Origin of the sequence: Rhodanobacter sp. C06 (assembly GCF_002001105.1) — a bacterium.
GTDB lineage: Bacteria > Pseudomonadota > Gammaproteobacteria > Xanthomonadales > Rhodanobacteraceae > Rhodanobacter_A.
In genome coordinates this window covers 54,446-71,592 of record NZ_MUNP01000034.1, presented here as the reverse complement: position 1 = coordinate 71,592, position 17,147 = coordinate 54,446, and the positions used below count along the sequence as shown (strand labels likewise).

Genomic DNA, 17,147 nt, shown 5'->3' with positions numbered 1-17,147 from the left:
CACAAGTATCCTCTTGGCCCCGCTTCAGGAAAACATTCCGGCCAAGCGCGGAGCAAGCCAAAGCAAGCCCGCGATGTTGCACGCGACCATCGCCCAGAACATCGCCAGGAACGGGCGCTTGCTGCTCTTGTGCCGCAGTCGCCCCTGGGCCAACCAGGCTCCCGGCCAGCCGCAAAGCAAAGCCAAGCCCTGCAACGTGCTTTCCGGTGTTCGCCAACGACCCTCTTGCGCCGCACGCTTATCCCGCCAATACACAAGAAATGTCACTGTGCTCATCGCGCCATAAGCTGCCAGAACAAGCCAAGGCACGCGCTCTTGCCATGCCATCGCAAACAGGACGGCAACGAACAAAGTCACTCCCCACACCGGAAGCACCGATCCTTTCGACAACTGGGCACCCGCTCCGCGGCCCGGCTTGGTCGCAGCAAAGGCGACAGCATCGGCACGCGGACGCCCGCGCTCCCCCGCAACCACGGCATATGTAAGGATGTCGTCGACCTTCGGCCGACGCGTACGGCCGGCAGCGAAATACTTGATGTGCAGAAAGATGCGTTGCTGGTCACCGTGGGTGACGATTTGGCCGTAGCCACGCTCATCGTTCCACTCGATCACCCGTCCCTGAAAACGCATGAGCCCTTCCTCCGGAACCCGTTTGAAGCGGCAACATAGAGTACTGTAGGGTCAAACAACCTCTCGCCTGATGGGCCATCAGGCGCCGAAGCCACCCGGCACGCCCTTGCTGGCGTAGGCCACCGCATCGTGCGGGTGCAGGCTTTCCTGGTGTTCCACGCGCACGTGGAAATCGGCGAGGCGCTCGTCGGCGTCGAGCGCGCGCTGGATGCGGCGTGCAGCGTCTTCGCAGAACATCAGGTTGCCGCCGTTGGCGAGCGCGAAGGCCTGTTCGTCCTCGCGCTTCACCGCGGTCTGCACCGGCGTGCCCAGCGCCTGCTCCACGCGGTCGAGCGTGTCGATCAGGTCGAACGGCACGCCATCCTTCAGGAGCACCAGCAGCCGCGCCACGCTGCGTTGCGCGTGCGGGGTGGCGACGATGCCCTTCTCGCTGCCCAGCCAGGCCAGCACGGCGGCATGGTCGACAGGGTTCGCCGCGTCGAAGTCCTGCGCGAACTGCTCCTGGATCAGCTGGCGCGACAGCGCGGCGGACGCGGGACAGGTGGAGGAATAGACCACCTCGGTGCCCAGCTCCAGCCGGAAGCCGTCGGGACCGAGGCTGGCCTCGACCGACACCGGGTAGCTGCGCCAGCCGCTGTGGCCGCTGCGCAGGGCGTTGCGGCGCACCAGCGCGTCGAAGCGAATGCTGAGACGGGCGTGGTCGGACAGGCCGGCGTGCGATTCGAGGAAGGCGCGCAGCAGGTTTTCCAGCATCGCCGCGCTCAACGGCTGCGTGCCGAGATGGTGGTCGACCAGCAGGTACAGCCGCGACATGTGGATGCCGCGTTTGTCCGGATGCACCAGGTTGACGAAAGCGCCGACCTGGGCATTGGCGCGTTGTACCTCGCCGTCGCCGGCATCGAAACGCACCGGCACCTCGATGCCGTCCATGCCCACCCAGTCCAGCGCGCCGCGCAGATGCGGCTGCGCCTGGCTGGCGACATCGGGCATCAGGCGGGTGGTGTTTTCATGGCTGTGCATGGGTGTACTCGTGAAACGGCGCGGCGTGGCCGCCGTCGAAGCTGCCTATTTTGGGCCAGCCTGCCGCATTGCAACAGTCGACGGCGGTGAAACGCTGCGTTCCGCCGTGCTCAATCCGTCGCGACGTGCCAACGCCGTGCCGCGCGCCAGGCCGTGAAGGTCGTGCCGAAACCGCCCTGCCCGCCCTGCTGCAGCACGGCCAGCGGGTCGTCCGCGCCGCGGGCGCGGCTCAACAGGCGTTCGGCCTCGCGCGATTCCACCGCGCGGAACACGCTGAGCGGCCCGGGCAGGCGCGCCGATTCACGCCAGGCCGATTGCAGGTCGGTCAACTGCGCCTTGACCGCCTCGTCGCGCGCCGCGCTGCGCTGGCGCAGGCCGGTGCGGGCGAGTCCGTAGCGGGCCAGCCGCGCCATCGGCAATGGCAGGCGATCGCGCTCGGCGTCGTCCTCCAACCGGCGCAGCGTGTACAACAGATGGCCGAGCACGGCCACGCGCGTGGCGCGCTCCGGCGCCGCCTCGCCGCCGTACCACCAAGCGGTTTCCAGCGTGGCCAGTGCGCCGTGCAAGGAACCGGCGGCGGCGAGCTGAGCGGGGAAATCCGCGGCCGTGCCCTCCTCCAGCTGCGCCATCGCGGCCAGCACCGGCGCCAGCCAGCGTTCGGCAGGCACGGCGTGGGCGCGCTCGTCGTCGAACAGCACCTGGCTCAGCGGGTGCCGGCCACCGCTGGCGGCGGCGCCGGACAGCTCCTCGGCCCACCAGTTGAGCTTGCCCAGCGCCACCTGCGGCTCGCGGATGCCGTAGGCGGCGGACAGCAGTTCCTGCTCCAGCGCGGCCAGCGCGATGTGGCCGGGGTATTTCGCCGGATCGACGAACGCCAGCGCCACGCGCTGCGCCGGCTGCACCGCCAGCCACTTGTCGACGTAGCTCTGCAGCGCGCCGTGGGAGAGCGCAAGCTCGCTCACGCCGTCACCGGCAGCTTCAGCAGTTCGGCCAGCTGGCGCGGGTGGTCGATCACCGCGTCGGCACCCCAGCTGGCCGGGTCGCCGCCGTCGAGATAACCCCAGCGCACCGCCACCGTGTACAGGCCGGCGGCGCGGCCGGCCTCGACGTCGCGCGCATCGTCGCCCACGAACACGCAACGCGCGGGCTCGACGCCGGCGTGTTCGCAAGCCAGCAGCACCGGGGCGGGATCGGGTTTCTTCACCGGCAGCGTATCGCCGCAGACCACGGCGCTGGCGCGCAGGTCCCAGTCGATGCGCTTGATCAGTTCCTCGGTGAGGAAGCCGGGCTTGTTGGTGACGATGCCCCAACACAGCTCGGCGGCTTCCAGCGCCGCCAGCAACGGCTCGATGCCGTCGAACGGGCGCGTGTGCCGCGCCATGATGTCCGCATAGATGTCCAGGTAACGCGGCATGCGCAGCTGCAGCGCCGTGTCGTCCTCGGCGAAGGCGCAGCGCAGGATCGCGCGGCCGCCGCGCGACACCACCTCGCGCACCACCGCATACGGTGGCACCGCGGCACCCACCTCGTCGCAGTACATCTGCAGGGCCGCGTAGAGATCGACGGCGCTGTCGAGCAGGGTGCCGTCGAGGTCGAACAGCACCGCTTGCACGTCGCCGGGCATCGGCTTCATGCGGGCTTCCTGGCGCAGAGGATGTAGTTCACCGCGGTGATGCGGCTCAGCCATGCCTTGCGGCTGAGCGGGTTGTAGCCGAGGCCGCCGACGTCCTCCAGCTCCAGCCCCGCGTGGCGCAGCAGGCGCGCCAGCTCGGAAGGCTTGAGGAATTGCGCATAGTGATGGGTGCCGCGCGGCAGCAGGCGCATCAGGTATTCCGCGCCGAGGATGGCCGCGCCGAACGCGGCCGGCGTGCGGTTGAGCGTAGACAGGAACAACCGGCCGCCGGGTTTCAGCATGGCGGCAAGATCGTGCACCAGCGCGGCGGGGTCGGGCACGTGCTCGATCAGCTCCATGCAGCACACCGCATCGAACGCCGCCGGCTCGGCCTGCGCCAGCTCGGCCGAAGACTGCTTGCGGTAGTCCACCTTGAGGCCGGATTCGTGCAGGTGCAGGCGCGCGATCTCGATCACCTTGAGGCCCAGGTCGATGCCGGTGACTAGGGCACCTGCGCGCGCCAGCGCCTCGCTGAGCAGGCCGCCGCCGCAGCCCACGTCGGCCACCTTCGCGCCGCGCAGATCCACTCGCGCGGCGACGTAGGCGGCGCGCACGGGATTGAGGTCGTGCAGTGGGCGCGATTCGCCGTCCGGATCCCACCAGCGCGCGGCCAGCTGGTCGAAGCGGGCGATCTCGGCGGGGCTGACGTTGGCGGTGGTCATGTTCGTGTCCACGGGGAATACGTGAGTTTATTGAATAGTGCGGCCATGGATGGCCGCTTCTTGATCTTCGCGTTCATGGAGGAACGCAAAAATCCAACTGAAAGTGCGGCCGAGGACGGCTGCTTCCTGGTCTTCGCGTTCACGGATGAGCGCAAAAGCTAATCCACCAGCCATTCGTGCACCGTGATGTCCCAGCCGCCGCTGGTGTGCGCGGGGTCGCGCTGGACGATGGCCATAGCCTCGTCGATCGATGTGGCGCGCAGCAGGTAGGCGCCGCCGGACTTGTCGCCGAACGGGCCGTTCATTTCGTTGCGCCCCTGCGCGCGCAGTTCATCAAGGAACTGCCGGTGCAGCGGCACGACCTCGGGATCGAGCTGCGGGCGACGCCTGAGAAGAACGAGGTAGCGGTGCATGGCGAGAACCCATTGAAAAGTGCGTCCAAGGACGGCCGCTTCTTGAACTTCGCACTCATGGACGAGTGCAAATACCACGGAAAAGTGCGTCCAAGGACGGCCGCTTCTTGAACTTCGCACTCACGGATGAGCGCGCCCATCAACGCTCCGCGATGCGCTCGCGCCAGGCGTGCGCGCGGGCAAGGATGCCGGCCACGTCCATGTCCACCAGCTCGCGCGCGGCGAGCTTCCGACGGCCGGCGATCCACACGTCGCTGACCTGGTGGCGACCAGCGGCATAGGCCAGCTGCGAAGCCACGTGGTACAGCGGCTGGGTTTCCAGATCCGACAAGCGCACGGCGGCGAGATCGGCCTGCTTGCCGGCCTCGATGGAGCCGATCTTCGCGTCCAGGCCCATCGCCTTCGCGCTGCCCAGCGTGGCCGCGCGCAGCGCGCTGGCGGCATCGAAGGCGGCGGCATCGTTCGCCACCGCCTTGGCCAGCAGCGCCGCAGTGCGCAGTTCGCCGAACATGTCGAGGTCGTTGTTGGACGCGCAGCCGTCGGTGCCGATGGCGAGATTCACGCCCGCCTTGCGCAACTTCTCCGCCGGACAGAAGCCGGAGGCGAGCTTGAGGTTGGACTCGGGGCAATGCACCACCGATACGCCGGCCTCGGCGCAGGCGGCGACCTCGCCGTCGGTGAGCTGAGTCATGTGCACGGCGATCAGCCGGTCGTTGACCAGACCCAGCTTCTGCAGGCGCTGGAACGGACGCAGGCCGCTCTTGGCCTTTTCTTCCTCGACCTCGTGCGCGGTCTCGTGCAGGTGCAGGTGTACCGGGATGTCGAGCTGGTCGGCCAGCACGCGGATGCGCGCGAAGCTCTCGTCCGAAACGGTGTATGGCGCGTGTGGCGCGAACGCGGTGGACACCAGCGCGTCGCCGCGGAAGCTGTCATGCACTTCGCTGGCGCGCTCGAAGTATTCGTCCTGCGACTTCGCCCAGGCGGTGGGGAACTCGATCACCGGCAGGCCCACCACGGCGCGGAAGCCGAGCTTCCGGTAGGTGGCGCCGATCGCGTCGGGGAAGAAGTAGTTCTCATTGGCGCAGGTGGTGCCGCCGCGCAGCATCTCGGCCACCGCCAGCTCCACGCCGTCGCGCACGAACTCCGGGCCGATCACCTTGGCCTCGGCGGGCCAGATGTGCTGCTGCAGCCACACCATCAACGGCAGGTCGTCGGCCAAGCCGCGCAACAGGGTCATCGGGTTGTGCGTGTGGGCGTTGACCAGGCCGGGGATCAGCGCGTGCTCGGGCAGGCGCACGGTTTCGCGCGGCGCGTAGGTTGCACGCGCCGCGGCGATCGGCAGCACCGCGACGATGCGGTCGCCGGTCACCGCCACCGCGTGGTCTTCCAGCACCACGGCGTGCGGTTCCACCGGGACGATCCAGCGGGCTTCGATCAGGAGGTCGATGGGTTGGGGCTGGGTATCGCTCATGACAATCGGTTCCGTGATTCGGATATGCAAAGGGCGGCTTACCTTGCGGCGCCGCCCTCCAAGCTCGTCATTCCGGCGAAGGCCGGAATCCAGCGACTTTCGTGTGATCGTGCGAAGCGGGCGTTGCGTGCTTCGCACGAGTACTTCACTGGATGACGGATGGCTCCTGCCATCCGCCCTTCGGGCCGCCTTCGGCGTTCGCTTCGGCATCCTGCCTCCGCAGTCCGGCCTGCGCAGGGATGACGCATTGGCAAGCCGCGCGCAAGCGCGCGGGCCAATGCGTCACTTGCCGACGCGGCTGACGTATTCGCCGGTGCGGGTGTCGACCTTGATCGTCTCGTCCGAACCCACGAACAGCGGCACGCGCACCACGGCGCCGGTTTCCAGCGTGGCCGGCTTGCCGCCGCCGCCGGAAGTGTCGCCGCGCACGCCGGGATCGGTCTCGGTGATCTTCAGCTCGACGAAGTTCGGCGCCTGCACCGCGATGATCTCGCCGTTGAACAGGGTGACCACACACTCTTCCTCGCCCTTCAGCCACTTCGCCGCGTCGCCCATGCCGGCCTTGCCGGCCTGGTGCTGCTCGAAGGTCTCCTGCTGCATGAAGTGCCAGAACTCGCCGTCGGAGTACAGGTACTGCATGTCGGTGTCGGTGACGTCGGCGACCTCGTAGGAGTCGCTGGACTTCATCGTCTGCTCGGAGGTGCGACCGGTCTTCAGGTTGCGGATGAAGATGCGGGTGAACGCCTGGCCCTTGCCGGGCTTGATGAACTCGGCTTCGGTGATGATCCACGGATCGTTGTTGTGAAGGATCTTCATGCCCTTCTTGACGTCGTTGAGACCAGCGGTGGCCATGCAGTGAACTCCAGGAGGTGAATGGTCGGGGCCCGAACGACGCCCCCGTGCCGCGACACGCGGCTAGAATGGACGGCTCGAGGGTCCGGTACGGCCCGGACAAGGCCACACATGATAACCGCAACCCCCGGCGCACGCATTACACCCGCCCCCGGCGCGTCGCTCGGTGACTGGCGGCAACCGTGGCGCGAGGCCGTCACCGAGGCGTCCGAACTGCTCGCCCTGCTGGGCCTGTCGCCGCTCGCCGCGCAGCTGCCGCCGGCGGACGCGGGCTTCGCCCTGCGCGTGCCGCGCGGCTTCGTGGCGCGGATGCGCCGCGGCGACCCACGCGACCCGCTGCTGCTGCAGGTATTGCCGCAGCTGGCCGAGCTGGACGAGGCGCCCGGTTTCGCGACCGACGCGGTGGGCGACCTGGCGGCCCGCGGGGCGCAGGGCGTGCTGCACAAGTACCACGGCCGCGCCCTGCTGATCGCCAGCGGCAGCTGCGCGATCAACTGCCGCTACTGCTTCCGTCGGCATTTCCCCTACGGCGAGGAAATGGCCGCCGCCGGCCAGTGGCGGCGGGCACTGGAGCACCTGCGCAACGACCCGTCGATCAGCGAGCTGATCCTCTCCGGCGGCGATCCTCTGGCGCTGTCCACGCCCAAGCTGGAAGAGCTGTCGCGCGGCCTGACCGACCTCCCGCACGTCGCCCGCCTGCGCATCCACAGCCGGCTGCCGGTGGTGCTGCCCGAGCGCATCGACGAGGCCTTCACGATCTGGCTGACCGCGCTGCCGCTGCAGAAGGTAGTGGTGCTGCACGCGAATCACGCGAACGAGTTCGACGCCGGCGTGGATGCCGCCTGCGCGCGCCTGCGCGCGGCCGGGGCCACCTTACTGAACCAATCGGTGCTGCTGCGCGGCGTGAACGATGACGTCGAGACGCTGGCCGCGCTGTCCGAGCGGATGTTCGCCGCCGGCGTGCTGCCCTACTACCTGCACCAGCTCGATCGGGTGCAGGGCGCCGCACACTTCGAGGTGGATGACGCCCGCGCGCTGGCATTGCTGGGTGCGCTGCGCGCCCGTCTGCCCGGCTACCTGGTGCCGAAGCTGGTGCGCGAGGTGGGCGGCGACCCGTCCAAGCGTCCGTTGTAAACCGGTGGCCGGTCACGCCCGTTTGGCCGTCCGCTGGCAGTTCCGCCGCCAATCCGTTACAACCAAGCCTGTACATCGTCTCGCCCGGAAGGCGAGCGGCCTTCATTGCTTCCCGCAACACGGCAGCCCATGAAAAAAGATTTCGTCATCAGGATTCTCTTCATCGAGCACTCGGTCGAGGAGGCGGAGCAGATCATCAGCCTGCTGCGGAACACCGGCATCGCGGTGCGCCCGGCACGCGCCACCGCCGCGGACCAGGTGCAGGCGGCGCTGGCCGAGCTGGAACCGGACCTGGTGATGTTCGATCCCGCCAATGGCGCGGTCGCCCTGCCCGAGGTGGTGCGCATGCTCGACGCCCACGGCAGCGACTACTCCCTGCTCGGCCTGGTCGGCTCGCTGGACAACCGCGAAGTGGCCGAGCTGTTCGAGCAGGGCGTGCACGGCGTTGCCGCGCGCGGCATGCCGGGGCAGTTGCTGGCGGTGCTGCGGCGCGAATTCGAGGCCTTGCAGACCCGGCGCCAGCTGCGCCGGCTGGAAGCCACGCAGCGCGAGCTGGAGCGCCGCTGCGACGCCCTGCTGGACTCCTCCCGCGACGCCATCACCTATGTGCACGAGGGTGTGCACGTGCGTGCGAACCTGGCCTACCTGGAGACCTTCGGCCACGAAAGCTTCGACGACCTGCTCGGCATGCCGATCCTGGACATGATCGACGCCGCCGACGTGGACGAATTCAAGAACCTGCTGCGCGGCCACACCCGCCAAGAGAAGCTGCCGAACCAGGTAAGCCTGCGCGCCCGCCGTGCCGACGGCAGCCCGTTCGACGCCACCGTGGAATTCGCCCCGGCCACGTTCGAGGGCGAGCCCTGCCTGCAGATCGTGTTCCGCCGCCAGCTGGTCGACCCGGCGGCGCTGGAGCAGCTGCAGCGCGACCCGGTCACCGGCCTGTACAACCGCACGCACATGCTCGAATGCATCGACCATGCGGTGATCGACGCCGCCAAGGGCAAGAAGGGCCAGTCGCTGCTGTTGATCGAGCCGGACAACTGGACCGTGCTGGTGAACAGCATCGGCCTGGCCAAGGCCGACGAGTTGCTGGCCGGTTTCTCCGACCGCGTCCGCATGCTGCTGGGCGCCGACGACGTCGCCGGCATGCTGGCCGAACACACCCTGGGCGTGATCCTCGCCCCCCGCGCGGACGAGGCGATCCGCGAATGGATCGCCAAGCTGCAGCACGGTATCGGCAGCGAGATCTTCGACGCCGGCGCGCGCTCGATCACCGTCACCGCCAGCGCCGGCGGCAGCCTGCTCGGCGAGAAGAACGCCAATACCGAGCTGCTGCTCAACCAGGCCAGCCAGGCGCTGCGCACGGCGCAGAGCCTGGGCAGCAGCCAGGTCGAGCTGCACGACCCCGCCGCGCGCGAGAAGGCCGACGAGGAGCGCGAACGCTACTGGCTGGACCTGCTGGGCAAGGCGCTGGAGGGCGAGGGCCTGATGCTCTACCACCAGCAGACGATCAGCCTGCAGGACGCCGAGGGCGACTACTCGGAAATCCTGCTGCGCATGAACGGCCCACAGGGCGAGGTGCTGCCGGGCTTCTTCATGCCGATCGCCGAGAAGCACGGCCTCACCGGCGCGGTCGACCGCTGGGTGCTCGACCAGACCATCAAGGCGCTGCAGCAGCGCGAGAGCCTGGGCCAACCGACCACGTTCTTCGTCAAGCTCACCGCCGCTTCGCTGGAGGATGCCAGCCTGCTGAAGTGGCTGGGCGAACGCCTCGGCCAGGCCGGACTCAAGCGTGGCCGGCTGGTGCTGGAGATGACCGAGAGCAAGGTGATGACCCTGCTGCGCCCCGCGCAGGAGTTCGTCACGGCGTGGAAGAAGCTCGGCGGCCGTTTCGCGCTGGAACAGTTCGGCTCGGGCCTCAACTCGTTCCAGTTGCTCAACCACATCGACGCGGATTATCTGAAGATCGACCGCAGCTACATGGCCGACCTGCCGCAGCATCCCGAAAACCAGAAGAAGGTGGCCGAACTCTGCCAGCAGGCGCGCTCGCTGAAGAAGCAGACCATCGCCGAATGGGTCGAGGACGCCACCAGCACCTCGCTGCTGTTCGCCGCGGGCGTGGACTTCGTGCAGGGCAACTTCCTGCAGGTGCCGCAGCGGCTGGATTGAACGCCGCCCGCTGCCGGCCCCTGCACCGACACAACGAAAAACCCGCGGATCGCTCCGCGGGTTTTCTGTTTGCTCCGGAACAAACGCTCGCGCTTACTCGGCGCTGGCGGCAGCCTTGTTCGCGGCCTTGATCGCGGCGGCGGCGGCGATGTCTTCCTTGATGCGGGCAGCCTTGCCTTCCAGGCCACGCAGGTAGTACAGCTTGGCGCCGCGCACCTTGCCCTTGCGCTTCACCTCGACCGAGTCGATCGCCGGGCTGTGCGCCTGGAACACGCGCTCCACGCCGGTGCCGTGCGAAATCTTGCGCACGGTGAAGGCCGAATGCAGGCCACGGTTGCGCTTGGCGATGACGATGCCCTCGAAAGCCTGCACGCGCTCGCGATTGCCTTCCTTCACCTTGACGTTGACCACCACGGTGTCGCCGGCGCCGAACTCCGGCAAGGGACGGGTGATCTGCTCGGCTTCGAACTGCTGGATGATCTTGTTCATGGCGACCTCAGTGGTTTGCGACGTTCCGTGCCGCGGTGGTTCTGTCAGCGGCCATCCTTCACCGCGATGGTTAGTTTTTGCGATCGTCCCTGATCGCGAGAATCAAACAGCGGTCATCCATGACCGCACCCTTCAATTTCCACCCGTCGCGCGGTATTCGCGACGGAATTCTTCCAGCAACGCGCGGGATTCCGCATCCAGCGCGCGTTTCGCCAACAGTTCCGGGCGCCTGAGCCAGGTACGCCCCAGCGCCTGCTTCAGGCGCCAGCGGCGGATCGCCGCGTGGTCGCCGGAGAGCAGCACCGCCGGCACCTCGCCGTAGACGTCGCTCACCGGTTTCGCGTAGTGCGGGCAGTCCAGCAAGCCGTTCGAGAACGAGTCCTGCTCGGCGGACTGCGCGTCGTTCAACGCACCTTCCTGCAACCTGCCCACCGCGTCGATCACCACGGCAGCTCCCAGCTCGCCGCCGGACAGCACATAGTCGCCGATGGAAAGCTCCTCGTCGACTTCGTGCGCCAGCAGGCGTTCGTCCACGCCCTCGTAACGCCCGCAGAGCAAGGCGATGCGCGGCAGCTTCGCCAGCGCCTCCACCCTGCCCTGCGTGAGCCGCGCTCCCTGCGGACTCAGGTAAATCACGTGCACCGGTTCCGGTGCGGCCTCGCGCATCGCCTTGAGGGCGTCACGCAGAGGCTGGATCAGCATCACCATCCCGGGGCCGCCGCCGCAGGTGCGGCCGTCCACGGTACGGTAGTTGTCGGTGGCGTAGTCGCGCGGATTCCAGGTTTCCACCTGCAGCAGCTCGCGCTGCTGCGCGCGTCCCACCACACCGACCGCGGCGCACTGGCGCATGAAGTCGGGGAACAGCGTGACGACGTCGATGCGCATGGACCTCAAACTCCAGCTTTCAGAATTCGGGATCCCAGTCCACCACCATGCGCCCGCCGGACAAGTCCACCGAACGCACATAACTGCCCTGGATGAAGGGGACCAGCCGCTCGCGCGTGCCGTCCCGCACCACCACCACGTCGTTGGCGCCGGTGCCGAACAGGTGGCTGACCCGCCCGAGCGCCGCGCCTTCGGTGGTGACGACCTCCAAGCCTTCGAGGTCGACCCAGTAATACTCGTCCTTGCCGAGAGGCGGCAGCTGCTCGCGGGCGACGTAGATGTCGCTGCCGACGAGGGCTGCTGCCGCGTCGCGGTCGTCCACGCCGGGCAGTTGGGCCACCAAGCCCTTGCCCTGCGGGCGCCCCTTCGCTCCCGTGATCTCCATCACCGCATCCGGTACCGTTGCCAGCAGCCAGGGGTGGTAATCGAAGATCTTCGTGCGGGGCTCGGTCCAGGATTCGAGCTTGATCCAGCCCTGCACGCCATGCAGCCCGACGATGCGTCCGACCGGGACGCGCCGACCGGCTGTCGTCACGTTCAGGCCGCCTGCTGCTTGCCGGCTTCCTTCACGAGCGCGGCGACCTTGTCGCTCAGCTGGGCGCCCTTGCCCACCCACTCCTGCACGCGCGCGACGTTCAGCTCGAGGCGCTTGTCCTTGCCCGCAGCGACCGGGTTGTAATAGCCCACGTTCTCGATGTTGCGGCCGTCGCGCTTGTTGCGCTGATCGGTGACCACGACGTGGTAGAACGGGCGGCCCTTGGCGCCACCGCGCGAAAGACGAATCTTGACCATGATGAAAGCTCCAGAGATGCCGGAATCGCCGGCCGCACGCACGTGTGGCGTGCGCGGTAAACGCGGCATTTTAGGGAATTGTGGTTAAAAAAGGAAGAGGTGGCGCCGGTCCACCTGAAAAGACGAAGCGTTGCCCGACTGCCCGGGAAGGGCTTTCCTGCCCTTCCCGGGCTCGCCAAGGCCGGCTCGCCGGCCTTGGCTCCGTTTCCATCGCCGCGGCGATGGAAACGAGCGGGCCATCCATGGCCCGCGCTGGTACTCGCGTCAGCGCGGCGGAAGTCCGCCCATGCCACCCATCCCGCCCATGCCCTTCAGCGCACCGCTCATCTGGCGCAGCAGGCCCTTGCCGCCGCCGCGGGAGAGCTTGGACATCATCTTTTCCATCTGCATGTACTGCTTCAGCAGGCGGTTGACGTCGGCGGGCTGGGTGCCCGAACCCTTCGCCACGCGGGCGCGCCGAGAGCCGTTCAGGGTGTCGGGGTGGCGGCGCTCCTTGGGCGTCATCGAGCCGATGATCGCCACCATGCGCTTGATCTCGCCGTCGTTGACCTTGGACTTCACGCTGTCCGGCAGGCCGGAGACGCCCGGCAGCTTGTCCATCAGGCCGGCGAGGCCGCCCATGTTGTTCATCTGCTCCAACTGGTCGCGCATGTCGCTGAGGTCGAAGCGCTTGCCCTTCATCACCTTCTGGGCCAGCTTCTGCGCCTTCTCATGGTCGACCTTGCGCTCGACTTCCTCGACCAGCGACAGCACGTCGCCCATGCCGAGGATGCGCTGCGCCAGGCGATCCGGGTGGAACGGCTCCAGCGCATCGGTCTTCTCGCCGGCGCCGAGGAACTTGATCGGCCGGCCGGTGATGTAGCGCACCGAGAGCGCCGCACCGCCGCGGGCGTCGCCGTCGGTCTTGGTGAGCACCACGCCGGTGAGCGGCAGCGCGTCGGCAAAGGCCTTGGCCGTGACGGCAGCGTCCTGGCCGGTCATCGAGTCGACCACGAACAGCGTCTCGACCGGCGTGATCGCGGCGTGCAGCGCCTTGATCTCGGCCATCATCGCCTCGTCCACGTGCAGGCGACCGGCGGTATCGACCAGCAGCACGTCGACCACTTCGCGGCGGGCCGCGGCGATCGCGTCCTTGGCGATCTGCACCGGATCCTGCCCCGCGGCGGACGGGAAGAACTTCACTCCCACCTGCTCGGCCAGCGTGCGCAGCTGCTCGATGGCGGCCGGACGGTAGACGTCGCAGCTCACCACCATCACCTTCTTCTTCTTGCGCTCGGTGAGCAGGCGCGCCAGCTTGGCCACCGTGGTGGTCTTGCCCGCGCCCTGCAGACCGGCCATCAGCACCACCGCCGGCGGCGTGGCGGCGAGGTTCAGTTCGCTGTTGGCCGTGCCCATCACTGCGGTCAGCTCGTCGCTGACCACCTTCACCAGCGCCTGGCCGGGCGACAGGCTCTTCATCACGTCCTGGCCCACCGCGCGCACCTTCACGCGCTGGATCAGCGCCTGCACTACCGGCAACGCCACGTCGGCTTCCAGCAATGCGATGCGCACCTCGCGCAAGGCCTCTCGGATGTTTTCCTCGGTCAGCCGGCCGCGGCCGCGCAGGCGGTTGACGGTGCTGGACAGGCGTTGGCTGAGCGATTCGAACATGAGGGCGGCATCGGTATGAGCGAACGGGTGATTATAACCGAGCCCGCTCAGCGCGCCGGCTGCGCCTTCACCCAAGCCGCAATGTCGGCGATCACCTTCGCATCCACGTGGGCCGGCGTCTGGTAATCGGCCACCGTCTCCGTCTTGCCCGCCGGCATGAACAGGTGGCTGAGGCCGGGATACAGGTGGAAGTCCGTCTGCGGCCGCCCCGCCAGCGCCTGCTGCCAGCGCGAGAAATCCAGCGTGGGCGACACCTGGAAATCGCCGCCGCCCTGCAGGATCAGCATCGGCATCGACGACTTTTTCGCCACCTCCACTTGATGGACCTCGTGCAGGCTCAGCCAGTAGCGTTGCGGCATGCCACCGAACGAACCCACGGGAGGATGCCGTGGATCGGCCGCGGCCAGCAGTTTCTGTTCGGCCAGGATGGCCTGCTCGCTGGCCGCGATCTGTGCTGCCGTCTCGTGACTGCGCTGCCCCTGCTCGCGCACCTGTTGGGCGGAAATTTCCAGCAAGGGCCGCGCCGGCGCCGCCAACAGGATCAGCCCCGCCAGCCGCGGATCGCGCTGACCGATGCGCGGCGCCAGCATCGCGCCCAGGCTGTGCCCCAGCACGAACACGCGGCGCGGATCGATGCTTGGCTGCTGCGCCAGCAGGCGGGCGGCGGCCAGCGCATCGTTGGTCACCTCATCGTCCACGGTGAAAGCCTTCGCGTCGATTTGCGCGGCGTGAGCATATGTGCGCTTGTCGTAGCGCAACGTCGCCACGCCCGCCTTGGCCAGCGCCGCGGCGAGGTCGCGGAACGGCTTGTTCGGGCCGATCGTCTCGTCCTGGTCGTGCGGCCCGGATCCGGCCACCAGCAGTACCGCCGGGAACGGCCCCTTGCCTTCGGGCAGCGTCAGGGTGCCGGGCAGCAGCCCCAGCGGCGAAGGCACCGGCATGGCCCGCGATACCGCACCGGCTATGGCCGGCTCCGGCGCCGCGGCGACCGGTTGCACCGACGCCGCCGGCACCACCCGGAAACCGTCGATGCGGGCCTGCGCGTCGCAATGGATGATCGCCGCCAACGGCGCATCGGAAAACGTCAGCATCGCGACCAGTACGTCCTGCCCGCCCAATGAGCGTGGCGCCAAAGCGCCCAGCGACCTGAAGCTGCCCGCCTGCGACTGCAGTTGCCCCCAGACCTGGCGCAGCATCTCCGGCGTGAGCTTGCCAGCCACCACGGGGGCAAAATCCTTGCCGACCTGGTCGAAGCGCCCTTGCGTCCATGCCTCCAGTGCGGCCTGTCCGTGTGCCTGGCAGGCCGCCGCGGGCTGCGCCACGGCCGGCGCCGTCAACACCATGCCCAGCATGGCCACCGTCAAACCCGTTGCTCGCTTGAACATGCGCGTATCTCCTCGCTGGTCAGCGACTGCCTTCCAGCTGCAAGTGGATGTAGTACGAGTACCCCGCCGCGATCAGCCACACCGCCGCCAGCACGATCAGCAGCAGCCATGGCGCGGGATCGACCATGGCGATGAGCACCACCGCCAGGCCGCCCAGCATGAACAGCCGGCCGCCGAAACGGTGCGTGCGTTCCCACACCGCATCGCTGGCCAGCGTCCACGGCGTGCGGATGCCGATGAAGAAATTGCGGCGCAGCTTGCCCATGTAGTTGCCGAGCAGCAGGTACAACACACCGGCGGCGAGCATGACGATGGTCGGCATCGACACGGCATAGCCGGCTCCGGCAAGCAGGATGCCCAGGCTGGCGACCAGCACGAAGCCCTGCATGATCAGCATCAGCACGCCCCACACGCCCTCGAACCGCCTGATCGCGAACTGGCGCGGCGAAACCGCCGGCAGCACCACGGACAGCGCCGCCACGATGAGCACGCCCAACGCCGGAAATGCGGCCGCCCAGAAGCGCGGCGTGACACCGTTGACGTGGTTGTGCATGTCCAGGTGCGTGGGCACCTCGGCCGGCAGTCGCGGGTACAACCACACACCAGCGATCACCGCCACTACGACAAAGACCGCGGACACCAGCAGATTGCGATGCAATTTCATCGTTTGCCTCCCTGACTCCCTTTCGACGGAAACAGATCCAGCACCATGCGGGTGAGATCCTCCATCACGGTGCTGTTGAGCGAGTAGACGATGAACTGACCTTGCCGCTCGGTGCGTACCAGGTCGGCATGCTTGAGCACGGCGAAGTGGTGCGACAGCGAGGCCGGCGTGATGTCGAACGCCTCGCCGATCTCGCCGGCGGTCAAGGCGCCGCCCTGCAGGCGCTTCAGGATCGCGCGCCGCGTGGGATCGGCCAGCGCCTTGAACACTTCCTGCTGCTTCATCGGCCTCGCCACACACACGGTACACGCATAGATATTTAGACAAATCTCTAAATATAACCAGTGACGAAAGTCATGCCCTGCGTTCACGCAAACCGCAGCCCTGTGCCAAACTCGTTCGCCATGTCGCTTGCCCTGCCTTCCATCCTCGCCATCATGTGCTACCTCGGCGGTGCCAGCCTGCTGGCGGCCCCCCTGACCGGCTGCCCGCGCTCGCCGCAGCGGTTGGGCCTGCTCGCCGCCACGCTGGGCATGCTGCTGCACATCGCAGTGCTCATGGGGGCGCATGGCGGACGGCTGGACCTGCACTTCTTCGCCGCGCTGTCGCTGGTGGCCTGCGTGGTGGCGGCGCTGACTCTGCTGGTGAACCTGGCGCGGCCGGTGGCCGGGCTGGGCGTGATCGTGTTCCCGCTGGCGGCGCTGCTGCTGGGACTGGACATCTTCCTGGCCCCGCCCACCACGCCGAATCCGCTGGATTGGCAGATCAGCCTGCATGTGGCGATCGCCCTGCTCGGCTACAGCCTGCTGTCGATCGCCGCCGTGGTAGCGGTGCTGCTGGCGGTGCAGGAGCGCGCGTTGCGCGCGCACCGGCCGGCGCGCGTGATGAAAGCGCTGCCGCCACTGGTGCAGACCGAGTCGCTGCTGTTCCGCCTGATCGGCGCCGGCTTCGCCCTGCTCACGCTGACCCTGCTGAGCGGCGCGCTGTTCATCCAGAACATCCGCGCCCAGCACCTGATCCACACCACGGTGCTCAGCGTGATCGCCTGGCTGATCTTCGGCACCCTGCTGTGGGGCCGCTGGAAGCACGGCTGGCGCGGACGCAGCGCGGTGAACCTGTGCCTGACCGGCATGGCCGTGCTGCTGCTGGCCTTCTTCGGCAGCAAGGCGGTGCTGGAGCTGATCCTGCACAGAAGCGTGTAGGAGCGGCTTCAGCCGCGACCGAGGCGATGACAGGGAATCGCGGCTGAAGCCGCT

Annotated in this window: 19 protein-coding genes; 3 read left to right on the top strand and 16 right to left on the bottom strand. The window is 68.0% G+C overall.

Going from position 1 to position 17,147, the window contains the following annotated elements; translation table 11 throughout:
* Positions 1–24 precede the first annotated feature (24 nt).
* The 8 genes from B0E52_RS04060 to efp form a co-directional block, all read right to left on the bottom strand.
* Positions 25–630 carry a DUF1294 domain-containing protein gene (locus B0E52_RS04060; RefSeq protein ID WP_077482042.1) on the bottom strand — a complete coding sequence of 202 codons (606 nt, stop codon included), beginning with the start codon at positions 628–630 and terminating at the stop codon, positions 25–27.
* Positions 631–708: 78 nt separating this feature from the next.
* Positions 709–1,650 (bottom strand): GTP cyclohydrolase FolE2, encoded by a 942-nt coding sequence (folE2, locus tag B0E52_RS04055; RefSeq protein WP_077482040.1) that lies wholly within the window; start codon positions 1,648–1,650, stop codon positions 709–711.
* Between the two features lie 110 nt (positions 1,651–1,760).
* On the bottom strand, positions 1,761–2,612 hold the full coding sequence (locus tag B0E52_RS04050; RefSeq protein WP_077482038.1) for a squalene/phytoene synthase family protein: 852 nt from the start codon (positions 2,610–2,612) through the stop codon (positions 1,761–1,763).
* A complete protein-coding gene (locus B0E52_RS04045) occupies positions 2,609–3,283 on the bottom strand; it encodes an HAD-IA family hydrolase (RefSeq protein ID WP_077482036.1) in 675 nt (224 codons plus the stop codon). Before B0E52_RS04045 ends, B0E52_RS04050 begins: the two co-directional genes overlap by 4 nt.
* On the bottom strand, positions 3,280–3,984 hold the full coding sequence (gene ubiG, locus B0E52_RS04040; protein WP_077482164.1) for a bifunctional 2-polyprenyl-6-hydroxyphenol methylase/3-demethylubiquinol 3-O-methyltransferase UbiG: 705 nt from the start codon (positions 3,982–3,984) through the stop codon (positions 3,280–3,282). Before ubiG ends, B0E52_RS04045 begins: the two co-directional genes overlap by 4 nt.
* A gap of 158 nt (positions 3,985–4,142) precedes the next feature.
* Positions 4,143–4,397 carry a YciI family protein gene (locus B0E52_RS04035; RefSeq protein WP_077482034.1) on the bottom strand — a complete coding sequence of 85 codons (255 nt, stop codon included), beginning with the start codon at positions 4,395–4,397 and terminating at the stop codon, positions 4,143–4,145.
* 139 nt (positions 4,398–4,536) lie between these two features.
* The gene (locus B0E52_RS04030) at positions 4,537–5,868 is read right to left on the bottom strand and encodes a TRZ/ATZ family hydrolase (RefSeq protein WP_077482032.1); all 1,332 of its coding nucleotides are present in this window, start codon (positions 5,866–5,868) and stop codon (positions 4,537–4,539) included.
* 282 nt (positions 5,869–6,150) lie between these two features.
* Complete coding sequence (efp, locus tag B0E52_RS04025) at positions 6,151–6,720, bottom strand: elongation factor P (protein ID WP_077482030.1); 570 nt, start codon at positions 6,718–6,720, stop codon at positions 6,151–6,153.
* A gap of 111 nt (positions 6,721–6,831) precedes the next feature.
* On the opposite strand from efp, the gene epmB reads away from it, so the two are divergent.
* Both epmB and B0E52_RS04015 read left to right on the top strand, forming a co-directional pair.
* Positions 6,832–7,854, top strand: coding sequence for an EF-P beta-lysylation protein EpmB (gene epmB, locus B0E52_RS04020; protein WP_077482028.1), 1,023 nt, complete (start codon positions 6,832–6,834; stop codon positions 7,852–7,854).
* A 129-nt stretch (positions 7,855–7,983) separates the two neighbouring features.
* Positions 7,984–10,026, top strand: a complete 2,043-nt coding sequence (locus B0E52_RS04015) for an EAL domain-containing protein (RefSeq protein ID WP_077482026.1) — start codon at positions 7,984–7,986, stop codon at positions 10,024–10,026.
* Positions 10,027–10,119: 93 nt separating this feature from the next.
* On the opposite strand, the gene rplS is transcribed toward B0E52_RS04015, so the two are convergent.
* From rplS to B0E52_RS03975, 8 genes are all read right to left on the bottom strand, one after another.
* Positions 10,120–10,515 carry a 50S ribosomal protein L19 gene (rplS, locus tag B0E52_RS04010; protein ID WP_077482024.1) on the bottom strand — a complete coding sequence of 132 codons (396 nt, stop codon included), beginning with the start codon at positions 10,513–10,515 and terminating at the stop codon, positions 10,120–10,122.
* Between the two features lie 132 nt (positions 10,516–10,647).
* Positions 10,648–11,400: a tRNA (guanosine(37)-N1)-methyltransferase TrmD gene (trmD, locus tag B0E52_RS04005; RefSeq protein WP_077482022.1), complete on the bottom strand. Its 753-nt coding sequence runs from the start codon at positions 11,398–11,400 to the stop codon at positions 10,648–10,650.
* Positions 11,401–11,419: 19 nt separating this feature from the next.
* Positions 11,420–11,935 (bottom strand): ribosome maturation factor RimM, encoded by a 516-nt coding sequence (gene rimM / locus B0E52_RS04000; RefSeq protein WP_077482020.1) that lies wholly within the window; start codon positions 11,933–11,935, stop codon positions 11,420–11,422.
* 2 nt (positions 11,936–11,937) lie between these two features.
* Positions 11,938–12,192, bottom strand: a complete 255-nt coding sequence (gene rpsP / locus B0E52_RS03995; protein ID WP_077482018.1) for a 30S ribosomal protein S16 — start codon at positions 12,190–12,192, stop codon at positions 11,938–11,940.
* Positions 12,193–12,456: 264 nt separating this feature from the next.
* On the bottom strand, positions 12,457–13,842 hold the full coding sequence (gene ffh, locus B0E52_RS03990; RefSeq protein ID WP_077482016.1) for a signal recognition particle protein: 1,386 nt from the start codon (positions 13,840–13,842) through the stop codon (positions 12,457–12,459).
* Positions 13,843–13,889: 47 nt separating this feature from the next.
* Positions 13,890–15,227, bottom strand: a complete 1,338-nt coding sequence (locus tag B0E52_RS03985) for an alpha/beta fold hydrolase (RefSeq protein ID WP_139351577.1) — start codon at positions 15,225–15,227, stop codon at positions 13,890–13,892.
* A 19-nt stretch (positions 15,228–15,246) separates the two neighbouring features.
* Positions 15,247–15,891, bottom strand: a complete 645-nt coding sequence (locus B0E52_RS03980) for an SdpI family protein (RefSeq protein ID WP_077482012.1) — start codon at positions 15,889–15,891, stop codon at positions 15,247–15,249.
* Positions 15,888–16,175, bottom strand: a complete 288-nt coding sequence (locus tag B0E52_RS03975; protein WP_077482010.1) for an autorepressor SdpR family transcription factor — start codon at positions 16,173–16,175, stop codon at positions 15,888–15,890. Before B0E52_RS03975 ends, B0E52_RS03980 begins: the two co-directional genes overlap by 4 nt.
* A gap of 120 nt (positions 16,176–16,295) precedes the next feature.
* Here B0E52_RS03975 and ccsA point away from each other — a divergent pair, with 120 nt between their 5' ends.
* The gene (ccsA, locus tag B0E52_RS03970; protein WP_077482008.1) at positions 16,296–17,093 is read left to right on the top strand and encodes a cytochrome c biogenesis protein CcsA; all 798 of its coding nucleotides are present in this window, start codon (positions 16,296–16,298) and stop codon (positions 17,091–17,093) included.
* Positions 17,094–17,147: the final 54 nt, after the last annotated feature.